The following is a 26,091-nucleotide window of genomic DNA, read 5'->3' as shown; positions in this document are numbered from 1 at the left end:
AAGGCTCAGCCTCGCGCGTCGGTCTCGGTGCTTGCGGTCTGCAGATTTGCCGCGGCCAGGCGTAATCCGGTCTTTTTTAATATGCGCGAACTATAGAGAATGCGATGGCCGTGGCACGCCTCCCCCAGGCAGGCGCGAAGCACCTGGGCTTGTTGTTCGACTTCCTCACGAGTTCGCCCGTGGAGCATGGCGAAAAGGTTATAGGGCCAGTGAGGCAGGTGGCGTGGGCGCTGGTAGCAATGACTGACCCCCCCGATAGCGGCAATTTCCCGACCCAGCCGCTCGACATCGGCATCCGCCACATCCCACACCGTCATGCCGTTGGCCACGTAACCCAGACGATAGTGATTGGGCACCGCGGCAATGCGGCGGATCACGCCACGTTCGAGCATCGCCTGCATGCGCGACAGTACCTCTTCGCCGCTCATACCGACCTGCTCACCCACCGCCGTCCATGGGTCGGAGACCAGCGGCAAGCCTGCTTGAGTGGCCAGCACGATGGCGCGATCTTGCTCATCCAGGCTCTTGCTCTTGCCCTCCTCAGACGGCCAGATGAAGTCGGACATGGAATTCCCTCTCCTTGGGCATGTTGAAGACCGCCAGGCCGGTGGCCGCCTCGAGTTCTGCCACGACCTCGGGGATACGCTCCGCTGTCTCGGTGGCCAGGACGAACCACATGTTCAATGCATGCTCGCGACGGTAGTTATGGGCCACTTCAGGGAAGGCGTCGAGTATTCCGGCCACCCGCTCATAGTCCACCTCCGGTACCGCCAGGGCCGCCAGCGTCAGGCCTCCTCCCAAGCGCTCGGCATGGTACATGGGGCCGAAACGGCTCAGCACGCCGGTATCACGCAGCCGCGCCAGACGTTCAATCAATTCGGCTTCAGATAGACCGAGCTCCCCCGCCACCAGCGCGTAGGGGTGCGGCGCCAAGGGTAACCCATCTTGCAGACGGTTGATGATATGCCGGTCATCAGCGTCAAGCTCAACCTCGTTAATACCGTCCTTATTGCGCATAGCTCCCTCCCTGGGCATAACGCCCACCGCATTGGCGGTAGGCGTGATGACTAAACAGCACCTGGTGGTCGATTTCCGCAAGTCCATGGTGGTGAACGAGAAGCTCGAGCTGGGCAAGGACCTGTTCACGCTGAATGCCATGGATCATGCAGAAAAGATTGAACGGCCAGTCGGGGAGGCGGCGGGGGCGGCGATAGCACAGCGTAACGACACTTTCTTGAGCCAAGGCTTGGCCCACGCGAGCCACTTGTTCATCAGGCACGTTCCACACCACCATGGCGTTAGCCTTGATACCCAGGCAGCGATGACGCACCACCAGCCCCAGGCGCTTGATCAGTTTTTCATCCTGCCAGCGGTGCATGCAGGCCATGACCTCGGCTTCTTCCAGGCCACACTGCTCGGCCAGCGCCTGCCAGGGCCGTGGGGTTAACGGCAATCCCTGCTCAAGAAGTGCCCGCAGGTGACTATGGGCGTCGGATTCATGGGCTTGGCAAACAGGTTCCAAGTCAAGCGGCGTTGTGGTTGTCATATTCTCTCCAGCTCAGCCCAAGGAATCGTAAACGCCAGGTCAATATGAAAACTTTCCAGCATGGGCAGGCGCAGGATCGACCGGCCGAGTATGGTTTCCAAGTGGTTCAAGCGTTCGTCAAGACACTGTTCCTCCGGTGCGGTCATCACGAACCACAAGTTGTAATGATGCTCCCGGGCGTAATTATGATTCACCCCCGGGGCTTGGTTGATGAGCTCTGCAAAGGCATCGCGTTCTTCTTCCGGAACAGCCACGGCGGCCAACAAGCTGGCCCCGGCCAAGGTATGTTCGAAAACCGGCCCGACACGGCTCAGTACATCCAGCGCCTGAAGCCGCTGCAGGCGAGCGATCACCTCGGCTTCGGACGTGCCAAGGCGCTCGGCCATGGCCTGAAAGGGCTGGGGACAAACCGGTAGATCGCGCTGGTAGCAATCGATCAAACGTCGGTCCAGCATATCGAAATCCTGGGGTTGGCAATGCATCGGCACAGCTCACTTCTGTCTGGTACTGCTTTTATAGGGAAGGGCGGCGGTCCTCTCGGACCGCTGCCGTTTCCTGTTCAGTAGATATCGTGCTGAGTATTGAGAACGTTGAACTTGCCGGTCGGCGTCACCAATCGTTCATCCTTGATCACTGCCTTCAGCTCACGCGTCGTGTCATCGACGATCACCAGGGCGGACTGCTGGTCCATGGCGTTCCATACCGAGAACCACACCTCGTCACCCGCCTTGTTGTATTCCGGCTGCACTACCCGCTTGGGCCCTTCTCCCACATCAGCCCATTCGGCGATAGGCAGGATTTCATAGCCGGCTTCTATATCGTTGAGGTCGAAGACCGCTACGGTTTGGCTAAGCGCTTCACCGGGATTAAGCGGTGTGTCGACATAAAGGTTACTCGACGCCGGATGGGTCTTGATGAACAGCGACCCGCCGCCTTGACCTTCGAGGATACGCACCACCTTCCAGGCATTTTCCGGATAACCTTCAGGGTCGGTACCGATCAGCTGGATGGTGTTATCACCCAGGTGGCTGGTCGCCCATACCGGCCCGAATTCAGGGTCGACAAAATTGGCACCGCGGCCAGGGTGCGGGATCTTGCCCACATCGATGATGGCCTCGAGCTCGCGCTCCTGGGCATCGATCACCACGATCTGGTTGGATTCGTTGGCTGCCGTCATGAAGTAACGGCCGCTGCTCTCCCAGCCCCCATCGTGCAGGAAGCGAGACGTGGCGATCTCCACCGTGCTCAAGGCATCCAGGTTCTCGTAATTGACCAGCTGAACCTTGCCGGTTTCCTTGATGTTGACGATGAACTCGGGATGTTGGTGGGAGGCCACGATGGCCGCAACGCGCGGTTCAGGATGATATTCCTGGGTGCCGACGGTCATGCCCCGGGTGCTGACGATCTTTTTCGGCTCCAGGGTCTCGCCATCCATGATCACGTACTGAGGCGGCCAATAGGCACCGGCGATGGCAAAACGATCCTCGTACCCCTCGAACTTCGAGGTTTCGATGGAGCGTGCTTCCAACCCCACCTTGATGGTCGCCACGATTCCCGGCTCTTCCATCCACAAGTCGATCATGTCTACCTTGGCATCGCGACCGATGACGAACAGGTAGCGCCCCGAGGCGGACATGCGCGAAATATGCACCGCATAGCCGGTATCAAGAATATCGACGATTTCCTTGCTAGCGCCGTCGATCAAGGCGATCTGACCGGCATCGCGCAGCGTCACCGAGAAAAGATTTTCCAGGTCCAGATCGTTCAGTTGCTGGGTGGGACGTTCTTCCGGCGGCACCATCACTTCCCAGCTTTCCTGCATTTCGGGCATACCGAATTCAGGCGGAACCGGCGGTTCATGCATGATGTACTTGGCCATCAACTCGACTTCTTCTTCGGAGAAATCGCCCGAGGTACCCCAGTTAGGCATGCCGGCCGGGGAGCCGTAATTGATGAAAACCTTGAGATAGTCCAGGCCGCGTTCCTGGGTAACCTCCGGGGTCAACGGCTTACCGGTCGCCCCCTTGCGCAACACCCCATGACAGCCTGCGCAACGCTGAAAGTAGATTTCCTTGGCTCGCTCGAACTCCTCCTCCGTAAGGTCAGGGGCACCAGGACTGCGCACCGCCTTGGCTGTCGCCGCTTCCACCGGTGACTCCGTGCCCCGATAGACTCTTGCCGCCTCTTGCTCCTGATCGGGATCATCCTCAAAAGCCTGTACCATGCCCAAACCCAAGCCGAGTGAGGCAGCTGTGACAGCCACTACCAGTGGTCTGAGATACCTGTTTCTCTTCATCATCGTTTCACCTATTCAATGGTCCACGTAAGCAGCTTTGTCAGGTAATGCTATTTTTATTTTCGCTGGAGAAACCCAGGTGTAGCGCTGCCTCCAAAAAGACTGATCGATTAAAAAATATTTTTCATGCATCTTTTGATTTTTGAGCAAGGTTTCGTATAACAAGTTGATCTGCATCAATTCATTCGTTACCTCATCCGCGTCTACCTCCGAATGGACATTGTCAGGCGCCAGAAAAACTGATCTATTTTTCAAACAGTGCTTAAGCATCGTTTCATTGACACAAATCAATATAGCTCCGAACCGGAAACTCGACACTTCGTCCACTCCTTTCCACTTGCCTGGAGCTTTCATGTCCCTTCTAAGTCGCTCCATCCTGCTCTGTACGCTTTGGCTGCTGCCCGCTCAGTCACTGATGGCGCTAGATATCGACACGGCTCGGGAAAAGGAACTGGAAACACTGCTTTACCAGGATTGCGGCTCCTGCCATGGCATGACCCTAAAGGGCGGGCTAGGCCCCGCCCTGTCCCGCGAACGCATGAATACCTATCCCCGCGATGGCCTGGCCAGGTTGATCCTGCAGGGCATTTCCGGCACTGCCATGCCCGGTTGGGAAGGTTTGCTTAGCGAACAGGATGCACGCTGGCTCGCCGATCATCTGCAAAACGACAACCCCTTGGCACGCTGACGCTGGAGTCCCCATGAAGCTGAATTCGATACGTAAACCTTTCGCCGGCATAGCGTTACTCGCGCTACTTGCTGGTTGCCAGACAACTCCCGAGGCACTTCATGGCACCGGTGACCTCGGTGTGATCGTGGAGCGCGCCACCGGTAGCCTTGCCGTAGTAGATACCAGCCGACGCCAGATACTTGATCAGGTGAAAGGACTTGGCGATCTTTCCCACGCCTCGGTGAAATTCTCGCGGGACATGCGCTACGCCTTTGTCTTTGGTCGCGATGGAGGCTTGAGCAAGGTCGACTTGTTGACTGGCGAGATCACCGCGCGCGTGATGCAGTCGGGCAACAGCATTGGCGGGGCCATTTCCCAAGACGGACGGCTCGTTGCGGTGGCCAACTATGAGCCGGGCGGGGTGAAAGTTTTTGGCAGCGAAGACCTTGAATTGGTAGCTGACATTCCCGCTACCTGGATGGATGAAAAGGGCCGTGAGCAGCGCTCCAAGGTCGTCGGGCTGGTGGACGCGCCGGGGAATCGCTTCGTCTATAGCCTGTTCGACGCCGGGGAAATTCATCTCGTTGACATGAACGGTGAAGCGCCGGAACTGACACGCTTCACCGAGGTGGGCAAAAACCCCTATGACGCCCTGATCGACCCTAGCGGACGCTATTACATCGCCGGTCTGTTTGGTGAGGACGGTCTGGCCTTGCTCGATCTATGGCATACCGATGCCGGGATACAACGCATCCTGCCCGACTACGGTCGTGGCGAGGAACGCCTGCCGGTCTACAAGATGCCCCATTTGGAAGGCTGGGCCATGGCGGGAAACGAAGCCTGGTTACCGGCGGTCGGTCGCCATGAAGTGCTCATCGCCGCAACCGACGACTGGTCGCTTACCGAGCGCATCCCGGTCCACGGCCAACCCATCTTCGTCATGAGCCGACCGGACGAACGCCAAATCTGGGTCAGCTTTGCGCACCCGGACAATGATGTGGTGCAGGTCATTGATAGCGAAACTCGCGCTATCGTGGCGACGTTGTCACCAGGGCAGGCCGTTCTGCATATGGAATTCACTCCCCGTGGCGAACATGTATGGATTTCAGCCAGAGACAGCGACCGCGTCACGGTCTATGACACCCATACCCTAGAGGAAATCACCCGCCTGGTAAGCGAGTCACCCAGTGGCATTTTCTTTACTCACCGGGCTCACCGTATCGGGCTTTAACATTATATACAGGTCTCGCACCCTACCCCTGCTCAAGCCACTACCCGTTAAGAGGTAGGCCAAATTCTCATAAGGGGTAGTATCTGTACAGCATGACCCAGATCAAATACGCTTAAAGCGACTTTAATTAATGTAGTTTCAATACACCTTCTCAATGTGCCGGCTCAGGACATGTCTGAGCCAAGCAACCAAGCAAAAAGATGCATAATAAATGATTTTTATTAAACGCATCGCCACCACGCTTCTCTTGAAGGGCCTTGAACGGCAAGGAGACAATTCATGACCACGCCATCGATGGTTTCCAAGGCCACAGTTTCCAAGAAAATGGTTTCCAGGAAATGATGTCATTAAGGCGTGCTGCTCGTCTGGCGTTACTGCCAAACGTATGGCTCGGCCTGGTGCTGATGCTGGTATTGGCCCTGCCTGCCCAAGCTGTCGAGCTTGCGCAAATTCAAGCCGGCTTCCCTGAGGCTGACAATCTCAGGCAGGCCGAATCGCAATGGCCGGTACAGGAAGCCCGGGCGGGAGAAGACCTGCTCGGTTATGTCTTCGAGACCGTGGATATCGCGCCGATCCCCGCCTACTCCGGAAAGCCGATCAACTTGCTGGTGGCCATCGACACGAATGGCGACCTGGTGGTGACCGAGGTTCTCGAACACGCTGAACCGATCATGCTGGTGGGTATTCCCGAAGAGAAACTGCAGAATTTCGCCGATGCTCACCTGCCTTATCATGTCACTGATAATCCCAAGATCGGTGGCGACCTGGACGCTATCTCCGGCGCGACGGTTACCGTCATTGTGGCAAATGACACTATCATGCGTGCCGCACGCAAGGTGGCGGCCGAACAAGGGCTGATCGCTGATCCTTCGACCGCTCCGCCGGCACGGGTGCTACAAGACGTGTTCTCTCCTGCTGACTGGAATGAGCTTACCGGTGACGGTACCATCCGGCGCCTGCACCTGACCCATGGCGAAGTCGACGCCTCTTTCGTCGATACCCCGGCCGAGAACTACCTGCGCACGCCGGAACCCGCCGACAAGACATTCATCGAACTTTTCTACACCTATCTTAATCCGCCCACCGCCGGTCGTAACCTCCTGGGTGACACCCGCTATGAGCAGCTGATGGCCGAGCTCGGAGAAGACGAACACGCCATCGCGGTCATGGCTCGAGGCGACTATTCCTTCAAGGGCTCAGGTTATGTGCGTGGCGGCATCTTCGATCGCCTCGAGTTGGCCCAGGGCAATACCAATATCAGCTTTCACGACCGCGACCATATCCGCCTGGGCAGCCTGTCCATTGACGGTATGCCCGCCTTGGATGAGCGCGATATCTTCATCGTAAGAGAGCAAGCGGGCTTCGATCCCGGCCAACCCTGGCAGCTGGAATTACTGGTGCGCCGCGCCTCGGGTCCGCTGGCTACCGAATTTAGCCGCTTCAGTGCCGACTATAAGGTGCCGGAGGCTTACATCGAACGCCCTGAACCTCCGGTGGAAGAACCTATCTGGGTGCAGGTGTGGCGCGACAAGGCTTTCCAGATCGGCGTGCTGGTCGCCGGGCTGATCGTGCTCACCGGTATCATGCTGTTTCAGGACATCCTGGTGCGCTACCCACGTATTCAGCGCCTGTTGCGCCTGGGCTTTCTCATCTACACCCTGGGGTTCATCGGTTGGTATTCACTGGCCCAGCTCTCGGTGGTCAACATTCTGACCTTTACCAACTCTCTGATTTCCGGCTTCAGTTGGAGCTCCTTCCTGATCGACCCGATGCTATTTATCCTCTGGTCGTTCGTGGCGGTCAGCCTGCTGTTGTGGGGGCGCGGGGTATTCTGCGGCTGGCTATGCCCCTTCGGGGCATTGCAGGATCTGGTCAACCAGATCGCTCGTAAATTAAAAGTAAAGCAGATCGAGGTGCCCTTCGGGCTTCATGAGCGGCTCTGGGCGATCAAGTACATCATTCTACTGGCGCTGTTCGCCGTTTCCCTGCATTCCCTGGGTACCGCCGAGCGCTATGCCGAAGTGGAGCCGTTCAAGACCGCGATCACCCTGCGCTTCCAGCGCGACTGGGGCTTTTTGCTCTATGCCGTAGGCCTGGTGGCGATCTCGGCCTTCAACCACAAGTTCTACTGCCGCTACGTCTGTCCGTTGGGTGCTGGCCTGGCAATCCCCGCCCGTCTGCGCCTGTTCGACTGGCTCAAACGCCATCGCGGCAGCTGCGGCACGCCCTGTCAGATTTGTGCCAACGAATGCGAAGTCGGTGCCATCCATCCCGATGGACGCATCAACGCCAACGAGTGTCATTACTGTCTCGACTGCCAAGTCAATTATTGGGACGACCAACGCTGTCCACCAATGATCAAACGCCGCAAGCGTTATGAAAAAGCGTCACGCCTGGCCGGCAATCCGGATGGCACCGAGACGTTCGACCCCGGCAATGCCGGAAACCGCAAACTGCAGCGAATCCCGACGCATCAAGAGGAGTGAGTCATGAGCGACAAGAAGACCATCAAGGACATTGGCCGGCGCCACTTTCTACGTAACAGTGCCGTTACCGGTGTGGCCGGCGCAGGCTTGGCCAGCGGTTTCGGTGCTGGCGCCCTGCTTAATAGCCAACAAGCCCGAGCGGCGGGGGAGAATGGGATCGAGATCGCTCCCGGCGAACTCGATGAATACTATGGTTTCTGGAGCGGCGGCCACCAAGGGGAAGTGCGAATACTGGGCGTTCCCTCCATGCGCGAGCTGATGCGCATCCCGGTGTTTAATGTCGACAGCGCCACCGGCTGGGGCATCACCAATGAGTCCAAGCGGATCCTGGGCGACTCGGCGCGTTTCCTCAATGGCGACTGCCACCACCCGCATGTCTCGATGACCGACGGCAGCTACGACGGCAAGTACTTGTTCATCAACGACAAGGCCAACACCCGGGTGGCGCGCATCCGTCTCGACATCATGAAAACGGACAAGATCACCACCATCCCCAACGTTCAGGCGATCCATGGGCTACGCCTGCAGAAGGTGCCTTATACCAAGTACGTTTTCGCCAACGCCGAGCTGCCGATTCCCCAGATCAACGATGGCCGTGACCTGGAGACACCGGACAACTACTGGACCATGTTCAATGCCATTGATGCCGAGAGCATGGACGTCGCCTGGCAGGTGATCGTCGACGGCAACCTGGATAACACCGACGCCGATTATACCGGGCGCTTCGTGGCGTCCACCTGCTACAACTCCGAGAAGGGCATGACGCTGGCCGACACCATGCGCGCCGAGCGCGACTGGGTGGTGGTGTTCGATGTCAATGCCATCGAGGCCGCAGTAGAAGCCGGCCAATTCGAGACCTTGGGCGACAGCGAAGTGCCGGTACTCGACGGTCGCAAGGGCTCGAAGCTGACCCGCTACATCCCGGTGCCCAAGAACCCCCACGGCGTGAATACCTCGCCGGACGGCAAGTATTTCATCACCAACGGCAAGCTCTCGCCCACCTGCACCATCATCGCCATCGACACGCTTCCCGATCTGTTCAATGATGCCATCGAGCCGCGCGATACCGTTGTCGGCGAACCGGAGCTGGGCCTGGGGCCACTGCATACCACCTACGACGGCCGCGGCAACGCCTACACCACCCTGTTCATCGACAGCCAGGTCGCCAAGTGGAACATCGAGGACGCTATTCGCCACTACAATGGCGAAGACGTCAACTACCTGCGCCAGAAACTCGATGTGCATTACCAGCCGGGGCACAACCATGCCAGCCTCACCGAATCCCGCGATGCCGACGGCAAATGGCTGGTGGTATTAAGCAAGTTTTCCAAGGACCGCTTCCTGCCGGTGGGCCCGTTGCACCCGGAAAACGACCAACTGATCGATATCTCCGGCGAAGAGATGAAACTGGTGCACGACGGCCCCACCTTCGCCGAGCCCCACGACTGTATCCTGATGCGCGCCGACCAGCTCAGCCCGAGCCGGGTGTGGAAGCGTGACGATCCCTTCTTCGCCGAGACCGTGGCCATGGCCAAGGCCGACGGCGTCACCTTGGAGGGCGACAACAAGGTCATACGGGATGGTAACAAGGTACGGGTTTACATGACCTCCATTGCCCCGCAGTTCGGCTTGAGCGAATTCAAGGTCAGGCAGGGCGATGAGGTCACTGTGGTGGTCACCAACCTCGACCAGATCGAGGATCTGACCCATGGCTTCGTCATGGTCAACCACGGTGCCTCCATGGAGATCAGTCCGCAGCAGACCTCCAGCGTCACCTTCACTGCCGACAAGGCCGGGGTGTACTGGTACTACTGTTCATGGTTCTGTCACGCCATGCACATGGAGATGACCGGCCGCATGCTGGTCGAGAAGGCCTGATGGCACCCGGGGCCGGACATTCGGCCTCGGGCTATAAGGGAGTCCTCATGCTTCGCAGAGTTATTCTTGCCGCCACCACCCTCGTGGTGGCGGTCTTCTTGATAGGCTTGCCCGCGCAGGCGGCAGAGTGGCGTGGCGTTCCCGGCGAACCGCTCCAGCCGCTGATCGAGCAAGCCACCGATGGCGACCATATCCGCTTACCCGAGGGTCGCTATCCCGGTTCGATAGTGATTGACCGCAGCCTGTCGCTGACAGCCGAAGGCGTTGCGGTGATCGATGGGCTTGGCGAAGGCCATGCCGTGACACTCTCTGCCTCGAACAGCGTGCTGGCCGATCTAGTGATTGAAAACTGGGGCCAGGATCTGACCGAGATGGATGCCGGCATCCTGGTGCAACCCGATGCCACCGGCAGCCTCATCCAAGGCAACCGCCTTTCCGGGCCGGGCTTCGGTATTCGCCTCGACGCCGTCGCCGATGCCAAGGTAATCGACAATGTCATTCGAGGCGATGAAACGCTACGCTCTCAGGACCGAGGCAACGGCATTCATCTGTTTAGCGTCAGCGGGGCCTTGGTGGAAGGTAATGATATCCGCCGGGTGCGTGACGGTATCTACATCGATACCAGTCGCGATAGCGTGCTGCGCGACAATCACATGCAGGATCTACGCTACGGCGTGCACTACATGTACGCCCACGACAACCATCTGGAAAACAACCTGACCCGCGACACCCGCACCGGTTATGCCTTGATGCAGTCCAAGCGTTTGACGGTGATCGGTAACCGTTCACAAAACGACCGCCACTACGGCATCTTGATGAACAACATTACCCACTCGCTGCTGCGCGACAACCGGGTCGAAGGCATACAGCAGCGCCGCGATGCCGCCGGCCAAGGACTAGTCAGTGGCGGCGAAGGCAAGGCGTTGTTCGTCTATAACTCTCAATACAATCGTTTCGAAGGCAACCGTTTCGCCCACAGTGACATCGGCATTCACCTGACCGCCGGTTCGGAAGACAACGTCGTGGTAGGCAACGCCTTTATCGATAACCGTCAGCAAGTGATGTACGTGGCGACTCGCCTGCAGGAGTGGTCGGAGGACGGTCGCGGCAATTACTGGAGCAATTACCTGGGCTGGGACCTTGCCGAGGATGGCATTGGCGATACGCCCTTCGAACCCAACGATGCCATGGACCGCCTGTTGTGGCGCTATCCCGCGGCCCGGCTACTGATGGACAGCCCCGCCGTGCTGGCCTTGCGTTGGGTGCAGCGTCAATTCCCGGTGTTTCGCCCCCAAGGTGTGCGCGATAGCGCTCCCTTGATGACAGACCCTCACTTCGGAGATGCCGACACATGACCCCGGTGATCGACTTCCAGCGCGTGACCAAACATCACGGCGACCTGACACGCATCGATGCGCTCGATCTCTCGGTCAGCCAGGGCGAGGTACTGGCCTTGCTCGGCCACAATGGCGCGGGCAAGACCACCACCATGCACCTGATTCTCGGCTTGATCGCCCCGGACAGGGGTAGCGTCTCGGTGCTCGGCGGCGCGCCTGCCGGCCCTCATGCCGAGACGCTGCGCCGACGCCTGGGCTACCTGCCGGAGAACGTCAGTTTTTACGACCAGCTCAGCGGACGGGAAGTCCTGGTGTATTTCGCCCGGCTCAAGCGGGTGGCACGCGCTCAAGTCGACGAACTGCTCGAGCGGGTAGGGCTATCGAGCGCCGCCGACCGGCGCGTCAAGACCTACTCCAAAGGCATGCGCCAGCGCCTTGGGCTGGCTCAGGCGCTACTCGGCGAGCCGCAATTGCTGCTGCTCGATGAGCCGACCACCGGCCTCGACCCGGCAGCGACGCGTGACTTCTACGAGACGGTGAGAGACTTGCGCGACCGGGGCTGCACCGTACTGCTTTCCTCGCATGTATTGCCCGGTGTAGAGCCCTATATCGACCGCGCCCTGATTCTGGGCGGGGGACGTCGCCTGGCCATGGGCAACATGGCGGAGCTGCGCGCCGAAGCGCAGCTGCCCCTCATCATTCACGCCCGAGGCTGCCTGGAAGGAGACGCCTGGCGCCACGGCTGGGATGACCCGCGTATCCAGGCTGTTGATCACAAGAAGCATGGCGTCACCTTCTCGGTTCCCGTCGATGCCAAACTCGCGGCACTGCGCCACCTCACCGCCGACCCCAGGGTCGAGGACATCGAGCTATTGCCGCCGACCCTTGAGCATCTTTATACGCATTTTTCGGCCCGGCGCGCTCCCGAAGAACCAGGAGTTATCTCATGAAGGCTATTCTGACCATCGCAGGCAAGGAGTTTCGCGACGGCCTGCGTAACCGCTGGGTGCTGGCCATCGCTCTGGTGCTGGCGGCGCTCGCCGTGGGTATTGCCTGGTTCGGTGCCGCCGCCAGCGGCGGTCTGGGGTTCACATCGCTTGCCACCACCCTGACCAGCCTCTCGACCCTGGCGGTCTTTCTGATTCCGTTGATCGCCCTGCTACTGGCGTATGACGCCGTGGTCGGCGAGCAGGAGGCCGGCACCCTGCTGCTGCTGCTCACCTACCCGCTGAGCCGCACTTCATTATTGCTGGGCAAGTTTCTGGGGCATGGATTGATTCTGGGCGTGGCCACGGTCCTCGGCTTCGGTATCGCCGGGGTGGTGGTGGCATTGGGTGCCGAGGGAGTCGACATTGCTGAACTCGCCGGTGGCATGGGCCTGCTGATTCTCAGCAGCGTTCTGCTGGGCTGGGTGTTCATCGCCTTCGCCTACCTGATCAGCGTTTCGGTTACCGAAAAGGCTCGGGCCGCCGGCCTGGCGCTGGTCGTCTGGTTCCTGTTCGTGCTGGTCTTCGACCTTGGTTTGCTCGCCTTGCTGGTCAGCGTCAAGCAAGGCGGCGACTGGCTGCCCTGGCTATTGCTGCTCAATCCCACCGAGTGCTTTCGGCTGATCAACCTGGCCGGCTTCGAAGCAGCTCGTAGTGTGAGTGGCGTTACCTCCATTGCCCAGGGGGGCGCTTTCCACCCGGCGGTACTGATACCGATTCTTTTCGCCTGGATACTGGTGCCTTTGGGTCTGGCCATCCTGCGTTTCCGTCAACGACCGGCTTGAGCCGAATACATTTGGACTATCACCATGACTCGACGCATTTCGCTGTTGCTGTTCAGCCTGCTCGCCCTGTTGCTGCTTGCCGGCTGCAGCGAGCCGGAACCCGACACCCTGGCTGAACCTGTTCCCCTCGAATCGGGCGATAGCTGTCATGTGTGCGGCATGCTGATCAGCGAGCACCCCGGACCCAAGGGCGAGGCCTTCGTGCAGGGCCAGCAAACGCCGCTCAAGTTCTGCTCCACCATGGAGCTTTTCGTCTTTCTGCAACAGCCGGAAAACGAGACACGTCTTTCACATGCCTATGTTCATGATATCGGTGTGACCCCCTGGACAGCACCAGAGGATGACGCCTTCACCCTGGCCAGCGAAGCCTGGTATGTGATCGGCCACGAACGTCGCGGCAGCATGGGGCACACCTTGGCGTCCTTCGCCGAGCATGCCGCTGCCGAAGCCTTCCGCAAGACGTATGGCGGCGAGGTGGTCGCCTATGGGGATATCGATCTGGAATTGCTGGGACAGGTGGGACGCGGGGAGTTGAACGGCCACTAGCCTTGCGCCACTTTCATAGCACCCCTTTGACACCCAGACGCCGGACAAGGCGCACGGCGCTGGGTAATTCGACGGTGAGGTCGGCGAGCAAGGTGTCCTGAAACATCAGCGCCAACCCCTTCCGTTAACTTGCCTCATCCGGTTTGGTATAAATTGAAAAGGTCAATGAAAGCTGACTGCCTCGCCATGGCGATCGAAGGCCAAAAAGTTTTCGATGCTGCCCATCTTTATCGACTCGACCATGCGCTGCAAAGGCTGCTCCGCTTCTTCACTGCTGGGAGGCAAGGTGCCATCACCCGCCAGGGCGGCCACGAAGACGATGTCCCATTCCTGGCCGGTACCTTGTGATTCCTCAACCAGAGCCGCCATGTCGCTAAGCTCCTCGAGGGTCTTGTCCACGCAGAGTACCGGGGCCAGCACACCGCCTTCGCCTTGTTCGAAACGCTCACGCTGTGCCTGGTCGGGGCTGTCGGGCAATTCGGCACGTGCCAGAACGAACAGCAGCCGTTGTGGCTCGGTTTGACGGTGGGCTTCCGCCAGCAGGTCAGCATAATTGGAAATAGCCATTCGGGCCTCCTTGAAGGAAAATCACAAGAGTAAGCGAATCATGTTCAGGTAGCTTGTAAAAGCAACATTCGCTTATTATATTCATTTACAATACACCTTATAGAAAACCAAGGAGGCCGTCATCATGTTACTACCCCGCTCCTTGTGCTCACGACTCTATCAATGCCTTGCCCTCTTGTGCATCAGCCTGGGAGCCATGGGCATCGTTTTACCCCTGCTTCCTACCACGCCGTTTTTGCTGGTAGCCGCCTGGGCGGCGCCTAAAGGCTCGCCCAGATTGGCCAACTGGCTTTGGACACATCCTCGGCTTGGCCCTATCCTGCTTGCCTGGCGCGACCAGCGAGCCGTTCCCAGGCGCGCTAAAAATACCGCCTGTGCATTATTGATAGTCAGCTGGGTTACGCTGATGATGGTGGGTTCGCCCCTGCCTGTCCTGGCCCTTACCGGTATCCTGTTTACCGCCGTGGCCGCCTTCGTGTTGACACGGCCAACGGTTCAGCTTCCTTGATACCTCTTTTACCTCTCGCATGACAGGTTGCCCAGATTATGCATATCACCCGCTATACCGATTATTCCCTACGTGTACTGCTCTTCGTGGCCTTGAAAGGCGAGGAACGCTCGACCATTCGCGAGATCGCCGAACGCTATGATATTTCCCGTAATCACTTGATGAAAGTGGTGCAAGAACTCAACCACAAGGGGTATCTACAGGCAATACGCGGCAAGCAAGGCGGGCTACTGCTGGGGCGAGCGCCCGAAGACATCAATATCGGCGCCCTGGTACGCGACACCGAGCAGGACCTGGCGCTGGTGGAATGCTTCGGCAAGCAGAATAAATGCGTAATTACCGGGGCATGTCGCATCAGACCCATGTTGGCCGAAGCCCTGGAAGCGTTCTTTCATGTACTGGATGGCTATACATTGGCGGATCTATTGACCGATGAGCAGCGCCCTCAACTGCTTAGACTGCTGGCGATCAAGTGATGATGAAGACCATTGTTGCCTGCATGAGAGAAGCACTATATTAGCATGGGTAAAAACATCATCCGCCGCTCAATCTGATCGCGAAGCCGCCCAAGGCGGAAACCAGCACCACTGCCCAGGCAGGCAGCCTCCATACGGTAAGCAGCATGAAATCGACCAGCGCCAGGGCGAATTCGTAAGGCCCGATAATCGCACTGGTCCATACCGGTTGATACAAGGCCGCGCCAAGAATCCCCACCACTGCCGCATTGGCGCCGCGCATCAATGCCTGAGCAGCGGCTACCTCGCGAAAACGATTCCAGAACGGCAGTACTGCCACCAACAACAGCAACCCAGGCAGAAAGATTGCCAACAGAGCGATGAAAGCCCCCCAGAGAGCATGGGGTACAGGTGCCAGTATCGCCCCCAGGTAAGCGGCAAAGGTGAAAAGCGGCCCCGGCACCGCCTGAGCGGCCCCGTAGCCTGTCAGGAAGTCTTCGGCACTGACCCAGCCCGACTGAACTACCTCGACCTCAAGAAGCGGCAACACCACATGCCCGCCACCAAACACCAGGGCCCCGGCGCGGTAGAAGGCATCGATTACCGCAACCCCGGCCGAGGGTTTGATGAATGCCAGCAGTGGCAAACCGACCAACAGCCCGAAAAATACCGCCAAGGCCACGCCTCCAGCACGGCGTGACACTGGAAACTGCAAGGCAGTGCCCGGATAGTCAAGATTGGCACGGCACAGCATCAGCCCCGCCAAGCCGCCCATCAGGATGGCGCCGACCTGGCTGAAGGGGCCGCTGCCGACCACCACAATCAGCACCGCTGCCAGGGCGATGCCCGCACGCCGACGATCAGGACAGAGGTTTTTCGCCATGCCCCAGACCGCGTGTGCCACGATAGCCACCGCCACTATTTTCAGGCCATGAATGACACCGCTGCCCAAGGGGCCACCCATCGCCGAGGCTCCCAAGGCAAATACCAGCAGTAGCAGTGCCGAAGGCAAGGTGAACGCCAGCCACGCCGCCGCGCCGCCCCAAGGGCCGCCGCGCAACAGCCCCAGGGCAAAACCGACCTGGCTGCTGGCAGGCCCCGGCAGAAACTGGCATAGCGCCACAAGATCGGCATAGGCTTTTTCATCCAGCCATTTTCTGCGCTCCACGAACTCGCTGCGAAAGTAACCCAAGTGAGCAATCGGCCCACCAAAGGAGGTAAGGCCCAGCCACAGAAATGCCTGGAATACCTCCAGCACCCTTCCCGCTCGCCGCGCATCCACGGGCTGTGTCATCGAATCCTTCCTTCTTCTTTCATGTATGGCTTTTCGGTGAAGCAGAAATTTTCGGTGAGTGTAATCGCTGATAAAGTCAACGAGGTGACGGGAGACCACCGGGTGCAGCCGGCAAGCGGCAACGCCCTAGCACGCCAGCGCAAACACGACCGAGAGAAAGCCTTGCGCAACAATCGCCGGGGCAAGCAGGCTGATTAAATAGAGGCAAAGAGACTTACAACAGCCTCTCCGAAAACAAGGAGCGTTTATCAACGTGGTTGCCAGAGACCATAAAGATGCCATCACCCGTGTAATGCAAGGTTTCCGGGTAGGCGGGCTGCAGCGCGACATGGGCGGCCACGATTTCGAAGATAAAAAAGTTATAGCTATCCACTAACGCATCGTCATGCAGGCGGCACTCGAAGTTAGCATGGCATTCCTGGATAAGTGGCGCGGAAACGAGGCGGGCTTTTTCCGGCGTCAGCCCGAATGTCGAGAACTTATCGATCTCTGCGCCAGAGGTGTTTCCGACACCCACCACTTTATCCGTCAGTTCCGTGGTGGGGAGATTGATCACACATTCCCGACTTTGCTTGATCAACTGATGGCTGTAATTGTCTTCGGAAATCATGCAGCCCACCATGGAAGGGGAAAACGCCAATATCGTATACCACCCTAGCGTCATTATATTGCTTTCGTCGCTGTGCTTCGATGTGATCAACACAACCGGCCCAGGCTCCAGATAACGACGCGCATTACTCACAGGAAAGTCCTGCTTACCGACAGGCTTGGTCATACCAATAGCTCCCCGATTTCTTTGATGGTGGCTTTTCTTTAGTGGCGACTTTCCTTTCCTGCGTTAAACATTCCCTAAGCGCCTATGAGCGGCACCGCTTTCTTACAGGCTAGACGCATTTTTTGGAGAGCCGGTTCGTTACGGGAATTTTTTCGTTGCCTCCCCCTTTAAAGCGGAAAAATCTGGCACAACAGCTATAGGTGAAAGGACGCAAACGTGTATTCGCGAGCGATGCTTGTCCATCAATTAGAGAGAGAGCGAGATAATCATGCAGGTACCCTTGGAAATTACCTACCATCATATCAGCCAGAGCGATTGGATCGATGAGTACATCAAGGAGCGCGCCGAGCACCTGGACAATATGTGCGACAACCTGATCTCCTGCCGTGTAATCATCGAACGGGAGCAACACTCCCAACACACCGGGAACCTCTACCGTGCCCAAGTCGAGGTCTCCTTGCCGCCGAAGAAACATCTGATAGGCGACAAGAAGGGTGTAGTCGAAGACATGCACGTGCAACTGCGCCCGATCATTCGCAAGGCTTTCGAGGCCGTAGAGAAACAACTCAAGAAAGAAACTGCACGCAGGAGAGGTGACATGAAACAGCATGAAAACGGTTATGAATCGCATGCGTTCGTGGTTCGGCTATTTACCGAAGAAGGCTATGGTTTCATCAAATCGCCCATTGATGGCCAGGAATATTACTTTCATCGCAATGCCGTGCTGCATGATGATTTCGAGCGCTTGCATCCAGGTACTCAGGTTCGTTTCGAGGCCGAGATGGGCGAAAAAGGCCCCCAGGCAAGCACCGTTCAGATTATCGACAAGCCTGGCGTGCGCGTTCCTGAAGAAGGAGAAGAGGCGATCGAACAGCCTGAAGATTGGAAAAAGTAGTGAATCGGGGCTTCAAAAGCAGCTCGATTTACCTTTGTTACTCGGCCGCCTTCGGGCGGTCGTTTTCGTTTTGAACAAAATCCTGCCGCATTCTGCGATTCGATTCTCTGAATGAATCGTCAGTTAAGGCAGAGCAAGGCGTTAGCTTTGCTTGCTCTTAGTGCATGGATATATAGTCATCCGGTGGCTATCATTCGTTCTGACACCCTTACTCTTCAGGTCGTTAATGCCGATCAGCAACAGGCGTTGGCGGATACGCTAAGGCTTTATCGACGGCTAGTGCGCGATCTGATGACCGTGGCCTATACCCACTGGCCGGTGGTGGGGGCTGGCAAAGGCAATGAAGTCGTTAAGGTGATCGAAGGGCTTATCCATCCGACCCGCCAGCGGCCGCAAGTACGCTATCCCTATATCGCCAAACGTTACTACAAATTCCCTTCCTACCTTCGCCGCGTGGCTATTATGGATGCCGTGGGCCAAGTGCGTTCATTTGTCACTCGATTCGATCAGTGGCGATGCGGTAAGCGCAAGCACCCCCACGCGAAGTGGCCACGCCTGACCACCAGTACCCATACGTTCCCCAGCCTTTACGGCAGCCAGTGCGCCAAAGTGAATGCTGAGGCCACGCATGCCTTCATTAAGGTGCGTTGGCAGAACGACTGGATCTGGATGGGCTTTCAGCTCAAGGGCCAATGCCGCTTTCGCGGCAAGGGCCAAGCGAAATCACCGCTGCTGACCTATAACGGTCGCCACTGGCAGCTCTCGTTACCCAAACAGTTCAACCCACCGACGCCCACCAAAAGCACGCCTAACCGGGTGCTGGCGGTCGATGTCGGTATCAACACGGCGGCCACCTGGGCCGTTGTCGATGCCCAAGGCACTGTCCATGCACGCGGGTTTATCTCGCGCACGGATAAAGACCGTGAGTGTCGGCTCATGCAACGCATCCGTCGCGCTGCGCGCAAACACACCCACCACGGGTGCCGTTTGTCGGTGGGCTTTTGCCGTCAGGATCACCAGCGTTTAACTCACCTGGCTGATAACCAAGCCCATCAGATCAGTCGACAGCTGGTGAACCTGGCGCTCAATCATGACTGCCAAGCCATGGCCGTCGAAGACCTCAAAGGCTGGCGCCCGAAAGCAGGCAAAAAGCGCACGCCGATGAAAGCGCGCTTTCATCGCTGGTTTCACCGCCAACTGGTTAATCGTATCGACAGCAAGGCAGAAGAAGTCGGCCTAAAGCGTGTGCACGTGTATGCGCGTGGCACGTCGCGGCAAGCGTTTGATGGCTCGGGGCCAGTGAAACGAGACGTTGCCAATTACAGTCAATGCACGTTTTCAAGCGGCAAGCGGTATCACGCCGATCTTAATGCCGCCTATAACATCGCCGCTCGCGGCCATGTCTACTTCCAGGGCGGTCAGCGCAAGCAGACCGCCCGTGTGAGGTCGCAGACGTCGACCCACGCACCGAGAACCCCGGTAACCCTCTCCACGCTCTGGCAACAGAGCGCGTGAGAGGGATTAGAATCCGCGATTCTATTCTGTGAATGAATCGGCGGAGGGTTCAAGTCATCGTTTGTTCATATCGCTGTCGTCGCAATGTCACCTCCCGGCGCAACACTGGTTGCCAATGAAACAACCGGTGAGAAGCGTATGCGGATTTGTCTGGTCAGCGAAACCTGGTCGCCCGAGATCAATGGTGTTGCCCATACGCTGCGCCCGGACGTGATTTCTCTGGCCACCCAAGGCCCACTGAGCTGGGCCGATATTGCCGACCAGTTCCTGTCTTACCTTGACCATGCCCGGGAGGCTTATCATGCGACCCCGTACTCTTGCTCTGTTTGACCATCTTGATCTTCTCGAATGGCAATTCTGTCAGCGCATCACCCGGCTCAGCTTATACCGGCCCTGGCGTCTCACCTTGCAGGCCGCCAGCCGGTTGGGAGACTGGCCGGTGTGGGTGCTGCTGACCTTGGCGCAACCCTGGCTGCAAACCGACGGCAGCTGGCGTCTGGCTCAGTATGCCATCACCGCGCTGGTGGCGACGGCGCTGTACCGTTTGATCAAGACCCGGTTATGCCGCGAGCGCCCCTTCATTACCTATTGTGGCGGCATTCAATGCAGTGAACCTGCCCGGGACCGCTACAGCTTTCCCAGCGGCCACACCATGCACGCGGTGATGTTCAGCGTCCTGGTGGCCGCGCATACACCTTGGCTCTTGCCTGTGGTGATTCCGCTTGCCCTGCTGATTGCATTTTCGCGTGTGGGTCTCGGTTTGCATTACGTAAGCGATGTGGTGGCCGGGGCGAGCATTGGTTACGGCTTCGCCATCTTGAGCCTGTTCGTGGCGGGGTGAGCTTCCCCGCTTGTTCATCCGATTGTCACGCCCATGACTCGGCAACGTCACATTCCCACCTCAGGCTGACAGTCGTTAACCATGTTCCGCTTAACAGGTGAGCTCCATGCATTTTGCACTGTTCGACCTCGATGACACCCTGCTGAATGGCGATTGCAGCGCGCTATGGAATACCTGGATGGTCAAGCAAGGCTGGGTTGAAGACGTGGGTTATTTCCTTTCTTCAACACGCGCCATGCAAGTCGCTTACCATGCCGGCCGACTGAAACTTGAAGAGTACCTCGCCTTGACGCTCTCCCCGCTCACCGGGCGCAGCCTCGAAGAGGTGCAGGAGGAAGTGGACCGGTTCGTCATCAGTGACGTGGTGCCGCTGGTGTTTCATCAGGCAAGGGAACGCATCGAAAGCCACCGTCAGGAAGGCGACGAACTACTGCTGATATCCGCTTCGGCGCGCCATCTGGTCGAACCGGTGGCCAGGCACCTGGGCATCGCCCACGTCATCGCGGTAGAACTTGCGATCAGCGAAGGCCGCTATACCGGAGTGACCTCGGGCCAACTTTCCTATCGAGGGGGAAAAGTCTCCCGGCTCAAGGCGTGGCTCGCCGAGCGGCGATTACATCCCCGCTCTCTCACCTTTTATTCCGATTCACGCAATGACCTGCCGCTGCTCAACCATGTCGACCGACCGGTGGCGGTCAACCCGGACCCCGTGCTGGCCGAGGTAGCCCGTGTCGAAGGCTGGCCTCACCTGAACTGGCGCGCCCCGCCTGCACACGCCGATACGGAAGAGCTGAACGCTTATACCGAACAAGGGTTATCGACGTTTTCCTCGGCAGAAAGGCCATACCTGATAGAAGCGACGGCATTGAAACTCGGCTTCGCAGGCTGACAGCTGGGCCTGATAACGCCCTGCGCGGCTGCTTACTTGGCGTGCGGCACGCATCACCTGGGGTTTGCTTCGGTACGACCCCCGACGATAACCACCCTGGCCTTCATGGTAGGCCAAGTAGAGATGCTCGGGATTGTTCAGGGAAACGCCGGTTTGTTGCTGGGTGCGGCGGTTATACCAGCCGATGAAATCCGTGGCATGCTTCATGTGCGTTCGCCGGGCAAAAAGCCCTCCCGCATCCGCCTCGTATTCCCCCCAGACGGGGTCCTGGGCCTGGGCGTAACCGCGTGCGGAAGAAGGCCGCCGCCAGGGAATGAACCCCAGCAGGCGACTTCGGGGCGGGCGTACATGGCTGCGAAACGAAGACTCCTGCTGAATGAAGGCCATCTGGGTGGCTATCGGCGTGCCCCATGCCTTTTGGGAATCCCGCGCATAGTCGTACCAACTGGGCTGTTCGCGAAAGATTTCGCAGACATTGCTCTGGTCATTGGGGGGCGCAGGCGCCAGCATCGCACAGCCGGTGAAGACGACGGCAAGGCTTGCGATAGCGAGACACCGCAGCGTAGTTTTGATTGTTTTATTCATTACTTGCTTGTTCCATTCTTGGATTTTCAGCTCTTGGACGTAAGAGCCGTTTTTCTCAGTGATTCTTGACGCGCCAGATTCGCCAGGCGAGAAAACCGATGATCAGCAATCCCAGCGGCCCCAACACCATGGCGGCCAGCATGGGCTGGATGACCACACCCAAGGCACCCAGACTTTTCAAGCCCAGCTGGAAAAGGCTAAAAATGTAGTAACTGATAACGATGATCGAGAGCCCCTCGACCGCCTTTTGAATCTTGAGCTGACTGCTGGTGCGTTCATTGAGACTTTGCAGAATCGCCGAATTCTGCTCTTCGATTTCCACCTGAGCACGGGTTCTCAGCAGGTCGTTGAGACGCGCGACGCTTTCCGCCAAGCTTTCCTGACGCCGATTGATCGCCGCGCAATAATGCACGGTGGGACGGAAACGGCGCAAAATAAAGGTACCCAACGCAGGATGGCCGTCAAGACGCTTCTCGCGCAGCTCTTCAATGCGCGTGTTCACGAGCAACGCATAGGCCTCTGTGGCACTGAAGCGTTGCCGCGAACGGGCACCGGAACGCTCGAGCCGGTCGGAAAGCCTGAAAATATCCGCCAGTAGCGGTTTTGGGCTGGTGTTGCCAGCGTCGGCATTGCGATCCGATAGCTCCCCCAGTTCCAGTTCGTAATCATGCAGCTCGACGCTCAGTTCCTTGGCCAAGGGCAAGGCAAGCGAGGCCATCATCCGATAGGTCTCGATCTCCAGCAGCCTTCGAGTCATGCGTCCCAATCGAAAGTCGTTGAGCCCGCGGTTCACCAGCAGTAAATGATTGACCCCTTCCGCCGTTAGCCGGAAATCACTCCATACGGTAGCGTCGCCACCTCCCACCAGGGAACCGGCAGGGTCACGAAAGCCATAGGCCTTTGGCTTGCCTTCCCATTGCTCTTCCGCTTCCACCAGAATCAGGCTGGCGTTTATCAATTCCGCCTGATGTACCTGGGCAATATCAGCCAGCAGCGTTGGCGGAGCAGGCCATTGCGGGGAACCGGTCCGGCGCGGCACCAGCAACGTCAGGGTGAAGAATTCGGTATGCCGCTCCCATTTGAGCGTATTGCCTTCGAATTCGATGATTTCCTGGGCTGCCTCGACGTCCAGCGGAGTGCCGGTCAACTCCCCCAGATGGGCGAGAATAGCGTCACCCACCGCCTGGTTGTCGAGAAAAGCATAGTGATGCAAATGGGCCGGTGCTGAAAAGCGAACCGGGGGCCGGGCGTGCAGTTCGTTATGCAAACGTTCGCGTTGTGGGTGCATGCTGCGAGCTCGAAAAATTGTTTGGAATCCGAGCTTACGGCTTGCCGCCAGGCCAGCCAAGAGACTTGCAGAAAACATATCCGCTTCATTGCTGCGCCCTGCCGCAACATTCACGTGTGCAACGCTTGAATAGGTGTTTGCCGGATCGCTGTTTTCCCGACTAGATTGAAGGTCAGTTTGTCATGTGGTGTGGGACGTCTTCTCGCCTTACGACAGAAAGGATCTCTACTCATGCAGGACAAGAGAAAAGCGAATCAACACAGGCCAATCGTTATCATCACCGGTGCCGCCGGCGGTATCGGAACTGCCCTGACCCATAGCTTGAAGCGTGACTACTGGATCATCGGGTTGGACATGAAAGAGGCCAAAGACGCAGACGAAAGCCATGAATTCGACCTTACCTCGGTGGATTCCATCAAGGAAGCCATGGACAAGATAGCCGACCGTCACGGCAGGGACATCGCCGCGGTCGTGCATCTGGCGGCCTACTTCGATTTTACCGGTGAAGAATCGCCTCTCTACGACAAGGTCAATGTGCAGGGGACCAGCAACCTCTTGACGGCTCTGCAGGACATGAATGTGGACCGCTTCATCTATTCCAGCACCATGCTGGTTCACAAGCCTCAGATACCCGGCAGAAAGATCACCGAGCACACCCCCATTGCGCCTACCTGGGCTTATCCGAAATCGAAAGCCGAAACCGAAGCGGTAATACGCGACCAGGCGGGTGACATGCCCTATACCCTGCTGCGACTGGCCGGGATGTACGATGAAAACCACTGCGTACCCACTTTATCGCATCAGATTGCGCGCATTTACGAAGACTCCTTTAAAAGCCACCTCTACGCCGGAAACACCGGTGCTGGCCAAGCATGTATCCACAAGGAGGACATGATCGATGCCTTCCGCCGCACCATCGACAGGCGCCACGACCTGCCCCGAGAGAACGAAATTCTCGTCGGGGAACCGCATTGCGTGAGTTACGAGGCGCTGCAGAATCGGATCGGCGAGCTGATTCACGGCAAGGCGCACTGGAAGACCCTCTCGATGCCGAAGCCACTCGCCAAGACCGGCGCCTTGCTCGAGGAAAAAAGCGAGCCGTTGATACCCGATGATTTCGACAAGGGTGAAAAGCCGTTCATTCGACCCTTCATGATCGACATGGCCGATGACCATTATGAGTTAAATATCAATCGGGCGCGCAGGCAGCTCGGGTGGGAGCCGCGCCATGAGTTATTCGACAAGCTCGAGGAGATCGTCGCCAACCTGTTGAATGATCCGCGTGGCTGGTACAAGGCCAACGGCATCACGCCCCCGGACTGGATGGAGGAAGCCAGCGAAAAAGGCCGCAACGCCGAGACCGTACTCGAACAGCATCAGCAACAGTATCAGCGTGAGCATTTCCGCACGCTCTGGGCACATTTCTTCAATGTGGGCCTGGGCGCCTGGCTGATTACCTCCCCTTCAATACTCGGCTACACCAGCAGCGCCATGAGTTTCAGCGACATGGCGGCAGGGCTTTTACTGGTGGTATTCGGCTGCATTTCACTTTCCTGGCGTAACAGCTGGGCTCGCTGGGTATGCGCGGTGGTGGGGGTATGGCTGCTGTTCGCGCCGCTCCTCTTCTGGACCGAAAGCGCGGCGGCTTATCTCAACGGCACCGTGACCGGGATGCTGGCGATCGGCTTTTCCGCCGTGGTGCGGCCCTCCCCTGGCATCTCACCGGCGGCGGCCACCACAGGGCCTACCATGCCACCCGGCTGGAACAATAACCCTTCCAGCTGGTTTCAGCGCATGCCGATCATCTTGCTGGCCTTGGTGGGGTTCTTCATCTCGCGTTACCTGGCGGCTTATCAGCTGGGGCATATCGACGCCGTCTGGGACCCGTTCTTTGCCGGCACCCGGGAAGGGCTCAACGGAACCGAAGACATCATTACCTCTTCGGCTTCAAAGGCCTGGCCGATTCCCGATGCTGGCCTGGGCGGCATCGTCTACATGCTGGAAATACTGATCGGGCTCATCGGCACCAGCCAGCGTTGGCGCACCATGCCCTGGGTCGTTGCCTCGTTCGGTGTCTTGATCGTGCCCTTAGGCGTGGTCTCGGTGACCTTCATCATTATTCAGCCGATACTCATCGGTACCTGGTGCACCTTATGCCTGATTCAGGCGGGGGCGATGCTGTTGCAGATCGCCTATGCCTTTAATGAATTCGTCGCTACCGGCGAGTTTCTCAAGCGGCGTTATCGTGCCGGGGCGCCGATGCTCAAGATATTCTTTACCGGTGATACCGACGAAGGAGAGCGCGAACCCATACAAGACGACTTTCACCGCAGCCCACTGGCTATCGCTCAGGATGCCCTGCAAACCGGGGTCACCCTGCCCTGGAACCTAGGGCTAGCCATTGTGATCGGTATCTGGCTGATGTTTACCCGGCTGACCTTCGGCAATGAAGGCAGCTTGGCCAACTGGGATCACTTGCTTGGGGCATTGATCATTACCGTGTCAATCATCGCCTTGGCGGAGTCGGCGCGCCCGGTACGTTGGGTGTTGATTGTGTTAGGTGCCATGCTGTGCCTGGTGCCCTTTCTGCATGACGCCGACACCGCGGCATTGATCAACAGCCTTGTCTGCGGGGTTGCGGTCATTGCGCTGAGCGTGCGTCGTGGGCCGATCCATGGCCGCTATGGCAGCTGGAGCAGGTTATTGGTATAGCCGTCC

General features: G+C 58.2%; 28 protein-coding genes. 17 read left to right on the top strand and 11 right to left on the bottom strand.

Going from position 1 to position 26,091, the window contains the following annotated elements; all coding sequences use genetic code 11:
- Positions 1–5: 5 nt before the first annotated feature.
- From ahbB (LG290_RS01350) to LG290_RS01325, 6 genes are all read right to left on the bottom strand, one after another.
- Positions 6–566 (bottom strand): siroheme decarboxylase subunit beta, encoded by a 561-nt coding sequence (ahbB, locus tag LG290_RS01350; RefSeq protein ID WP_499835923.1) that lies wholly within the window; start codon positions 564–566, stop codon positions 6–8.
- Positions 541–1,017 (bottom strand): Lrp/AsnC family transcriptional regulator, encoded by a 477-nt coding sequence (locus LG290_RS01345; protein WP_499835922.1) that lies wholly within the window; start codon positions 1,015–1,017, stop codon positions 541–543. The genes ahbB (LG290_RS01350) and LG290_RS01345 overlap by 26 nt, the downstream gene beginning before the upstream one ends.
- Entirely contained in the window at positions 1,007–1,546 is a 540-nt protein-coding gene (gene ahbB / locus LG290_RS01340; protein WP_499835921.1) for a siroheme decarboxylase subunit beta, read from the bottom strand. The genes LG290_RS01345 and ahbB (LG290_RS01340) overlap by 11 nt, the downstream gene beginning before the upstream one ends.
- Positions 1,543–2,028 carry an AsnC family transcriptional regulator gene (locus LG290_RS01335; RefSeq protein ID WP_499835920.1) on the bottom strand — a complete coding sequence of 162 codons (486 nt, stop codon included), beginning with the start codon at positions 2,026–2,028 and terminating at the stop codon, positions 1,543–1,545. Before LG290_RS01335 ends, ahbB (LG290_RS01340) begins: the two co-directional genes overlap by 4 nt.
- 77 nt (positions 2,029–2,105) lie before the next feature.
- Positions 2,106–3,770, bottom strand: coding sequence for a cytochrome D1 domain-containing protein (locus LG290_RS01330; protein WP_499835919.1), 1,665 nt, complete (start codon positions 3,768–3,770; stop codon positions 2,106–2,108).
- 87 nt (positions 3,771–3,857) lie between these two features.
- Entirely contained in the window at positions 3,858–4,196 is a 339-nt protein-coding gene (locus LG290_RS01325) for a hypothetical protein (RefSeq protein WP_499835918.1), read from the bottom strand.
- Here LG290_RS01325 and LG290_RS01320 point away from each other — a divergent pair.
- The 8 genes from LG290_RS01320 (at position 4,195) to LG290_RS01285 (ending at position 13,761) form a co-directional block, all read left to right on the top strand.
- Positions 4,195–4,530, top strand: coding sequence for a c-type cytochrome (locus LG290_RS01320; RefSeq protein ID WP_499835917.1), 336 nt, complete (start codon positions 4,195–4,197; stop codon positions 4,528–4,530). The two genes, LG290_RS01325 and LG290_RS01320, sit on opposite strands and share 2 nt — an antisense overlap.
- A 13-nt stretch (positions 4,531–4,543) precedes the next feature.
- Positions 4,544–5,743 (top strand): cytochrome D1 domain-containing protein, encoded by a 1,200-nt coding sequence (locus LG290_RS01315; RefSeq protein ID WP_499835916.1) that lies wholly within the window; start codon positions 4,544–4,546, stop codon positions 5,741–5,743.
- Between the two features lie 257 nt (positions 5,744–6,000).
- Entirely contained in the window at positions 6,001–8,229 is a 2,229-nt protein-coding gene (gene nosR / locus LG290_RS01310; RefSeq protein WP_499835915.1) for a transcriptional regulator NosR, read from the top strand.
- A 3-nt stretch (positions 8,230–8,232) separates the two neighbouring features.
- On the top strand, positions 8,233–10,107 hold the full coding sequence (gene nosZ, locus LG290_RS01305) for a TAT-dependent nitrous-oxide reductase (protein ID WP_499835913.1): 1,875 nt from the start codon (positions 8,233–8,235) through the stop codon (positions 10,105–10,107).
- Between the two features lie 47 nt (positions 10,108–10,154).
- Positions 10,155–11,462 (top strand): nitrous oxide reductase family maturation protein NosD, encoded by a 1,308-nt coding sequence (locus tag LG290_RS01300; RefSeq protein ID WP_499835912.1) that lies wholly within the window; start codon positions 10,155–10,157, stop codon positions 11,460–11,462.
- On the top strand, positions 11,459–12,394 hold the full coding sequence (locus LG290_RS01295) for an ABC transporter ATP-binding protein (protein ID WP_499835911.1): 936 nt from the start codon (positions 11,459–11,461) through the stop codon (positions 12,392–12,394). Before LG290_RS01300 ends, LG290_RS01295 begins: the two co-directional genes overlap by 4 nt.
- Positions 12,391–13,215, top strand: a complete 825-nt coding sequence (locus LG290_RS01290) for an ABC transporter permease (RefSeq protein ID WP_499835910.1) — start codon at positions 12,391–12,393, stop codon at positions 13,213–13,215. The genes LG290_RS01295 and LG290_RS01290 overlap by 4 nt, the downstream gene beginning before the upstream one ends.
- A 24-nt stretch (positions 13,216–13,239) precedes the next feature.
- Positions 13,240–13,761: a nitrous oxide reductase accessory protein NosL gene (locus tag LG290_RS01285; protein ID WP_499835909.1), complete on the top strand. Its 522-nt coding sequence runs from the start codon at positions 13,240–13,242 to the stop codon at positions 13,759–13,761.
- A gap of 162 nt (positions 13,762–13,923) precedes the next feature.
- On the opposite strand, the gene LG290_RS01280 is transcribed toward LG290_RS01285, so the two are convergent.
- Positions 13,924–14,328: a ribonucleotide reductase subunit alpha gene (locus LG290_RS01280; protein WP_499835908.1), complete on the bottom strand. Its 405-nt coding sequence runs from the start codon at positions 14,326–14,328 to the stop codon at positions 13,924–13,926.
- Positions 14,329–14,452: 124 nt separating this feature from the next.
- Between LG290_RS01280 and LG290_RS01275 the strand changes: the two genes are divergently transcribed.
- Positions 14,453–14,836 carry a YbaN family protein gene (locus LG290_RS01275; RefSeq protein ID WP_160419295.1) on the top strand — a complete coding sequence of 128 codons (384 nt, stop codon included), beginning with the start codon at positions 14,453–14,455 and terminating at the stop codon, positions 14,834–14,836.
- A gap of 38 nt (positions 14,837–14,874) precedes the next feature.
- The gene (locus LG290_RS01270) at positions 14,875–15,312 is read left to right on the top strand and encodes an RrF2 family transcriptional regulator (protein ID WP_160419294.1); all 438 of its coding nucleotides are present in this window, start codon (positions 14,875–14,877) and stop codon (positions 15,310–15,312) included.
- Between the two features lie 58 nt (positions 15,313–15,370).
- Here LG290_RS01270 and chrA read toward each other — a convergent pair whose 3' ends face one another.
- A complete protein-coding gene (gene chrA / locus LG290_RS01265; protein ID WP_499835907.1) occupies positions 15,371–16,585 on the bottom strand; it encodes a chromate efflux transporter in 1,215 nt (404 codons plus the stop codon).
- 54 nt (positions 16,586–16,639) lie between these two features.
- Between chrA and LG290_RS01260 the strand changes: the two genes are divergently transcribed.
- The gene (locus LG290_RS01260; RefSeq protein ID WP_499835906.1) at positions 16,640–16,783 is read left to right on the top strand and encodes a hypothetical protein; all 144 of its coding nucleotides are present in this window, start codon (positions 16,640–16,642) and stop codon (positions 16,781–16,783) included.
- Between the two features lie 16 nt (positions 16,784–16,799).
- Here LG290_RS01260 and LG290_RS01255 read toward each other — a convergent pair whose 3' ends face one another.
- Positions 16,800–17,360, bottom strand: a complete 561-nt coding sequence (locus LG290_RS01255; RefSeq protein WP_499835905.1) for a flavin reductase family protein — start codon at positions 17,358–17,360, stop codon at positions 16,800–16,802.
- Positions 17,361–17,628: 268 nt separating this feature from the next.
- Here LG290_RS01255 and LG290_RS01250 point away from each other — a divergent pair, with 268 nt between their 5' ends.
- From LG290_RS01250 to LG290_RS01230, 5 genes are all read left to right on the top strand, one after another.
- Positions 17,629–18,255 (top strand): HPF/RaiA family ribosome-associated protein, encoded by a 627-nt coding sequence (locus LG290_RS01250; protein WP_160419290.1) that lies wholly within the window; start codon positions 17,629–17,631, stop codon positions 18,253–18,255.
- A 183-nt stretch (positions 18,256–18,438) separates the two neighbouring features.
- Complete coding sequence (locus LG290_RS01245; protein WP_499835904.1) at positions 18,439–19,770, top strand: IS200/IS605 family accessory protein TnpB-related protein; 1,332 nt, start codon at positions 18,439–18,441, stop codon at positions 19,768–19,770.
- A gap of 84 nt (positions 19,771–19,854) precedes the next feature.
- Positions 19,855–20,100, top strand: a complete 246-nt coding sequence (locus tag LG290_RS01240) for a hypothetical protein (protein WP_499835903.1) — start codon at positions 19,855–19,857, stop codon at positions 20,098–20,100.
- On the top strand, positions 20,072–20,611 hold the full coding sequence (locus tag LG290_RS01235; protein ID WP_499835902.1) for a phosphatase PAP2 family protein: 540 nt from the start codon (positions 20,072–20,074) through the stop codon (positions 20,609–20,611). Before LG290_RS01240 ends, LG290_RS01235 begins: the two co-directional genes overlap by 29 nt.
- Before the next feature lie 106 nt (positions 20,612–20,717).
- The gene (locus LG290_RS01230; protein ID WP_499835901.1) at positions 20,718–21,500 is read left to right on the top strand and encodes an HAD family hydrolase; all 783 of its coding nucleotides are present in this window, start codon (positions 20,718–20,720) and stop codon (positions 21,498–21,500) included.
- On the opposite strand, the gene LG290_RS01225 is transcribed toward LG290_RS01230, so the two are convergent.
- Together LG290_RS01225 and LG290_RS01220 are read right to left on the bottom strand one after the other, a co-directional pair.
- On the bottom strand, positions 21,426–22,085 hold the full coding sequence (locus LG290_RS01225) for a transglycosylase SLT domain-containing protein (RefSeq protein ID WP_499835900.1): 660 nt from the start codon (positions 22,083–22,085) through the stop codon (positions 21,426–21,428). The two genes, LG290_RS01230 and LG290_RS01225, sit on opposite strands and share 75 nt — an antisense overlap.
- A 55-nt stretch (positions 22,086–22,140) precedes the next feature.
- On the bottom strand, positions 22,141–23,373 hold the full coding sequence (locus LG290_RS01220) for a DUF3422 domain-containing protein (protein ID WP_499835899.1): 1,233 nt from the start codon (positions 23,371–23,373) through the stop codon (positions 22,141–22,143).
- 231 nt (positions 23,374–23,604) lie between these two features.
- On the opposite strand from LG290_RS01220, the gene LG290_RS01215 reads away from it, so the two are divergent.
- Entirely contained in the window at positions 23,605–26,085 is a 2,481-nt protein-coding gene (locus tag LG290_RS01215) for an SPW repeat domain-containing protein (RefSeq protein ID WP_499835898.1), read from the top strand.
- The last annotated feature ends 6 nt before the right edge of the window (positions 26,086–26,091 follow it).

This window comes from Halomonas sediminis, from assembly GCF_044871105.1.
Taxonomy (GTDB): Bacteria; Pseudomonadota; Gammaproteobacteria; order Pseudomonadales; family Halomonadaceae; genus Vreelandella; species Vreelandella zhuhanensis.
This window is presented reverse-complemented; position numbering and strand designations above follow the sequence as displayed.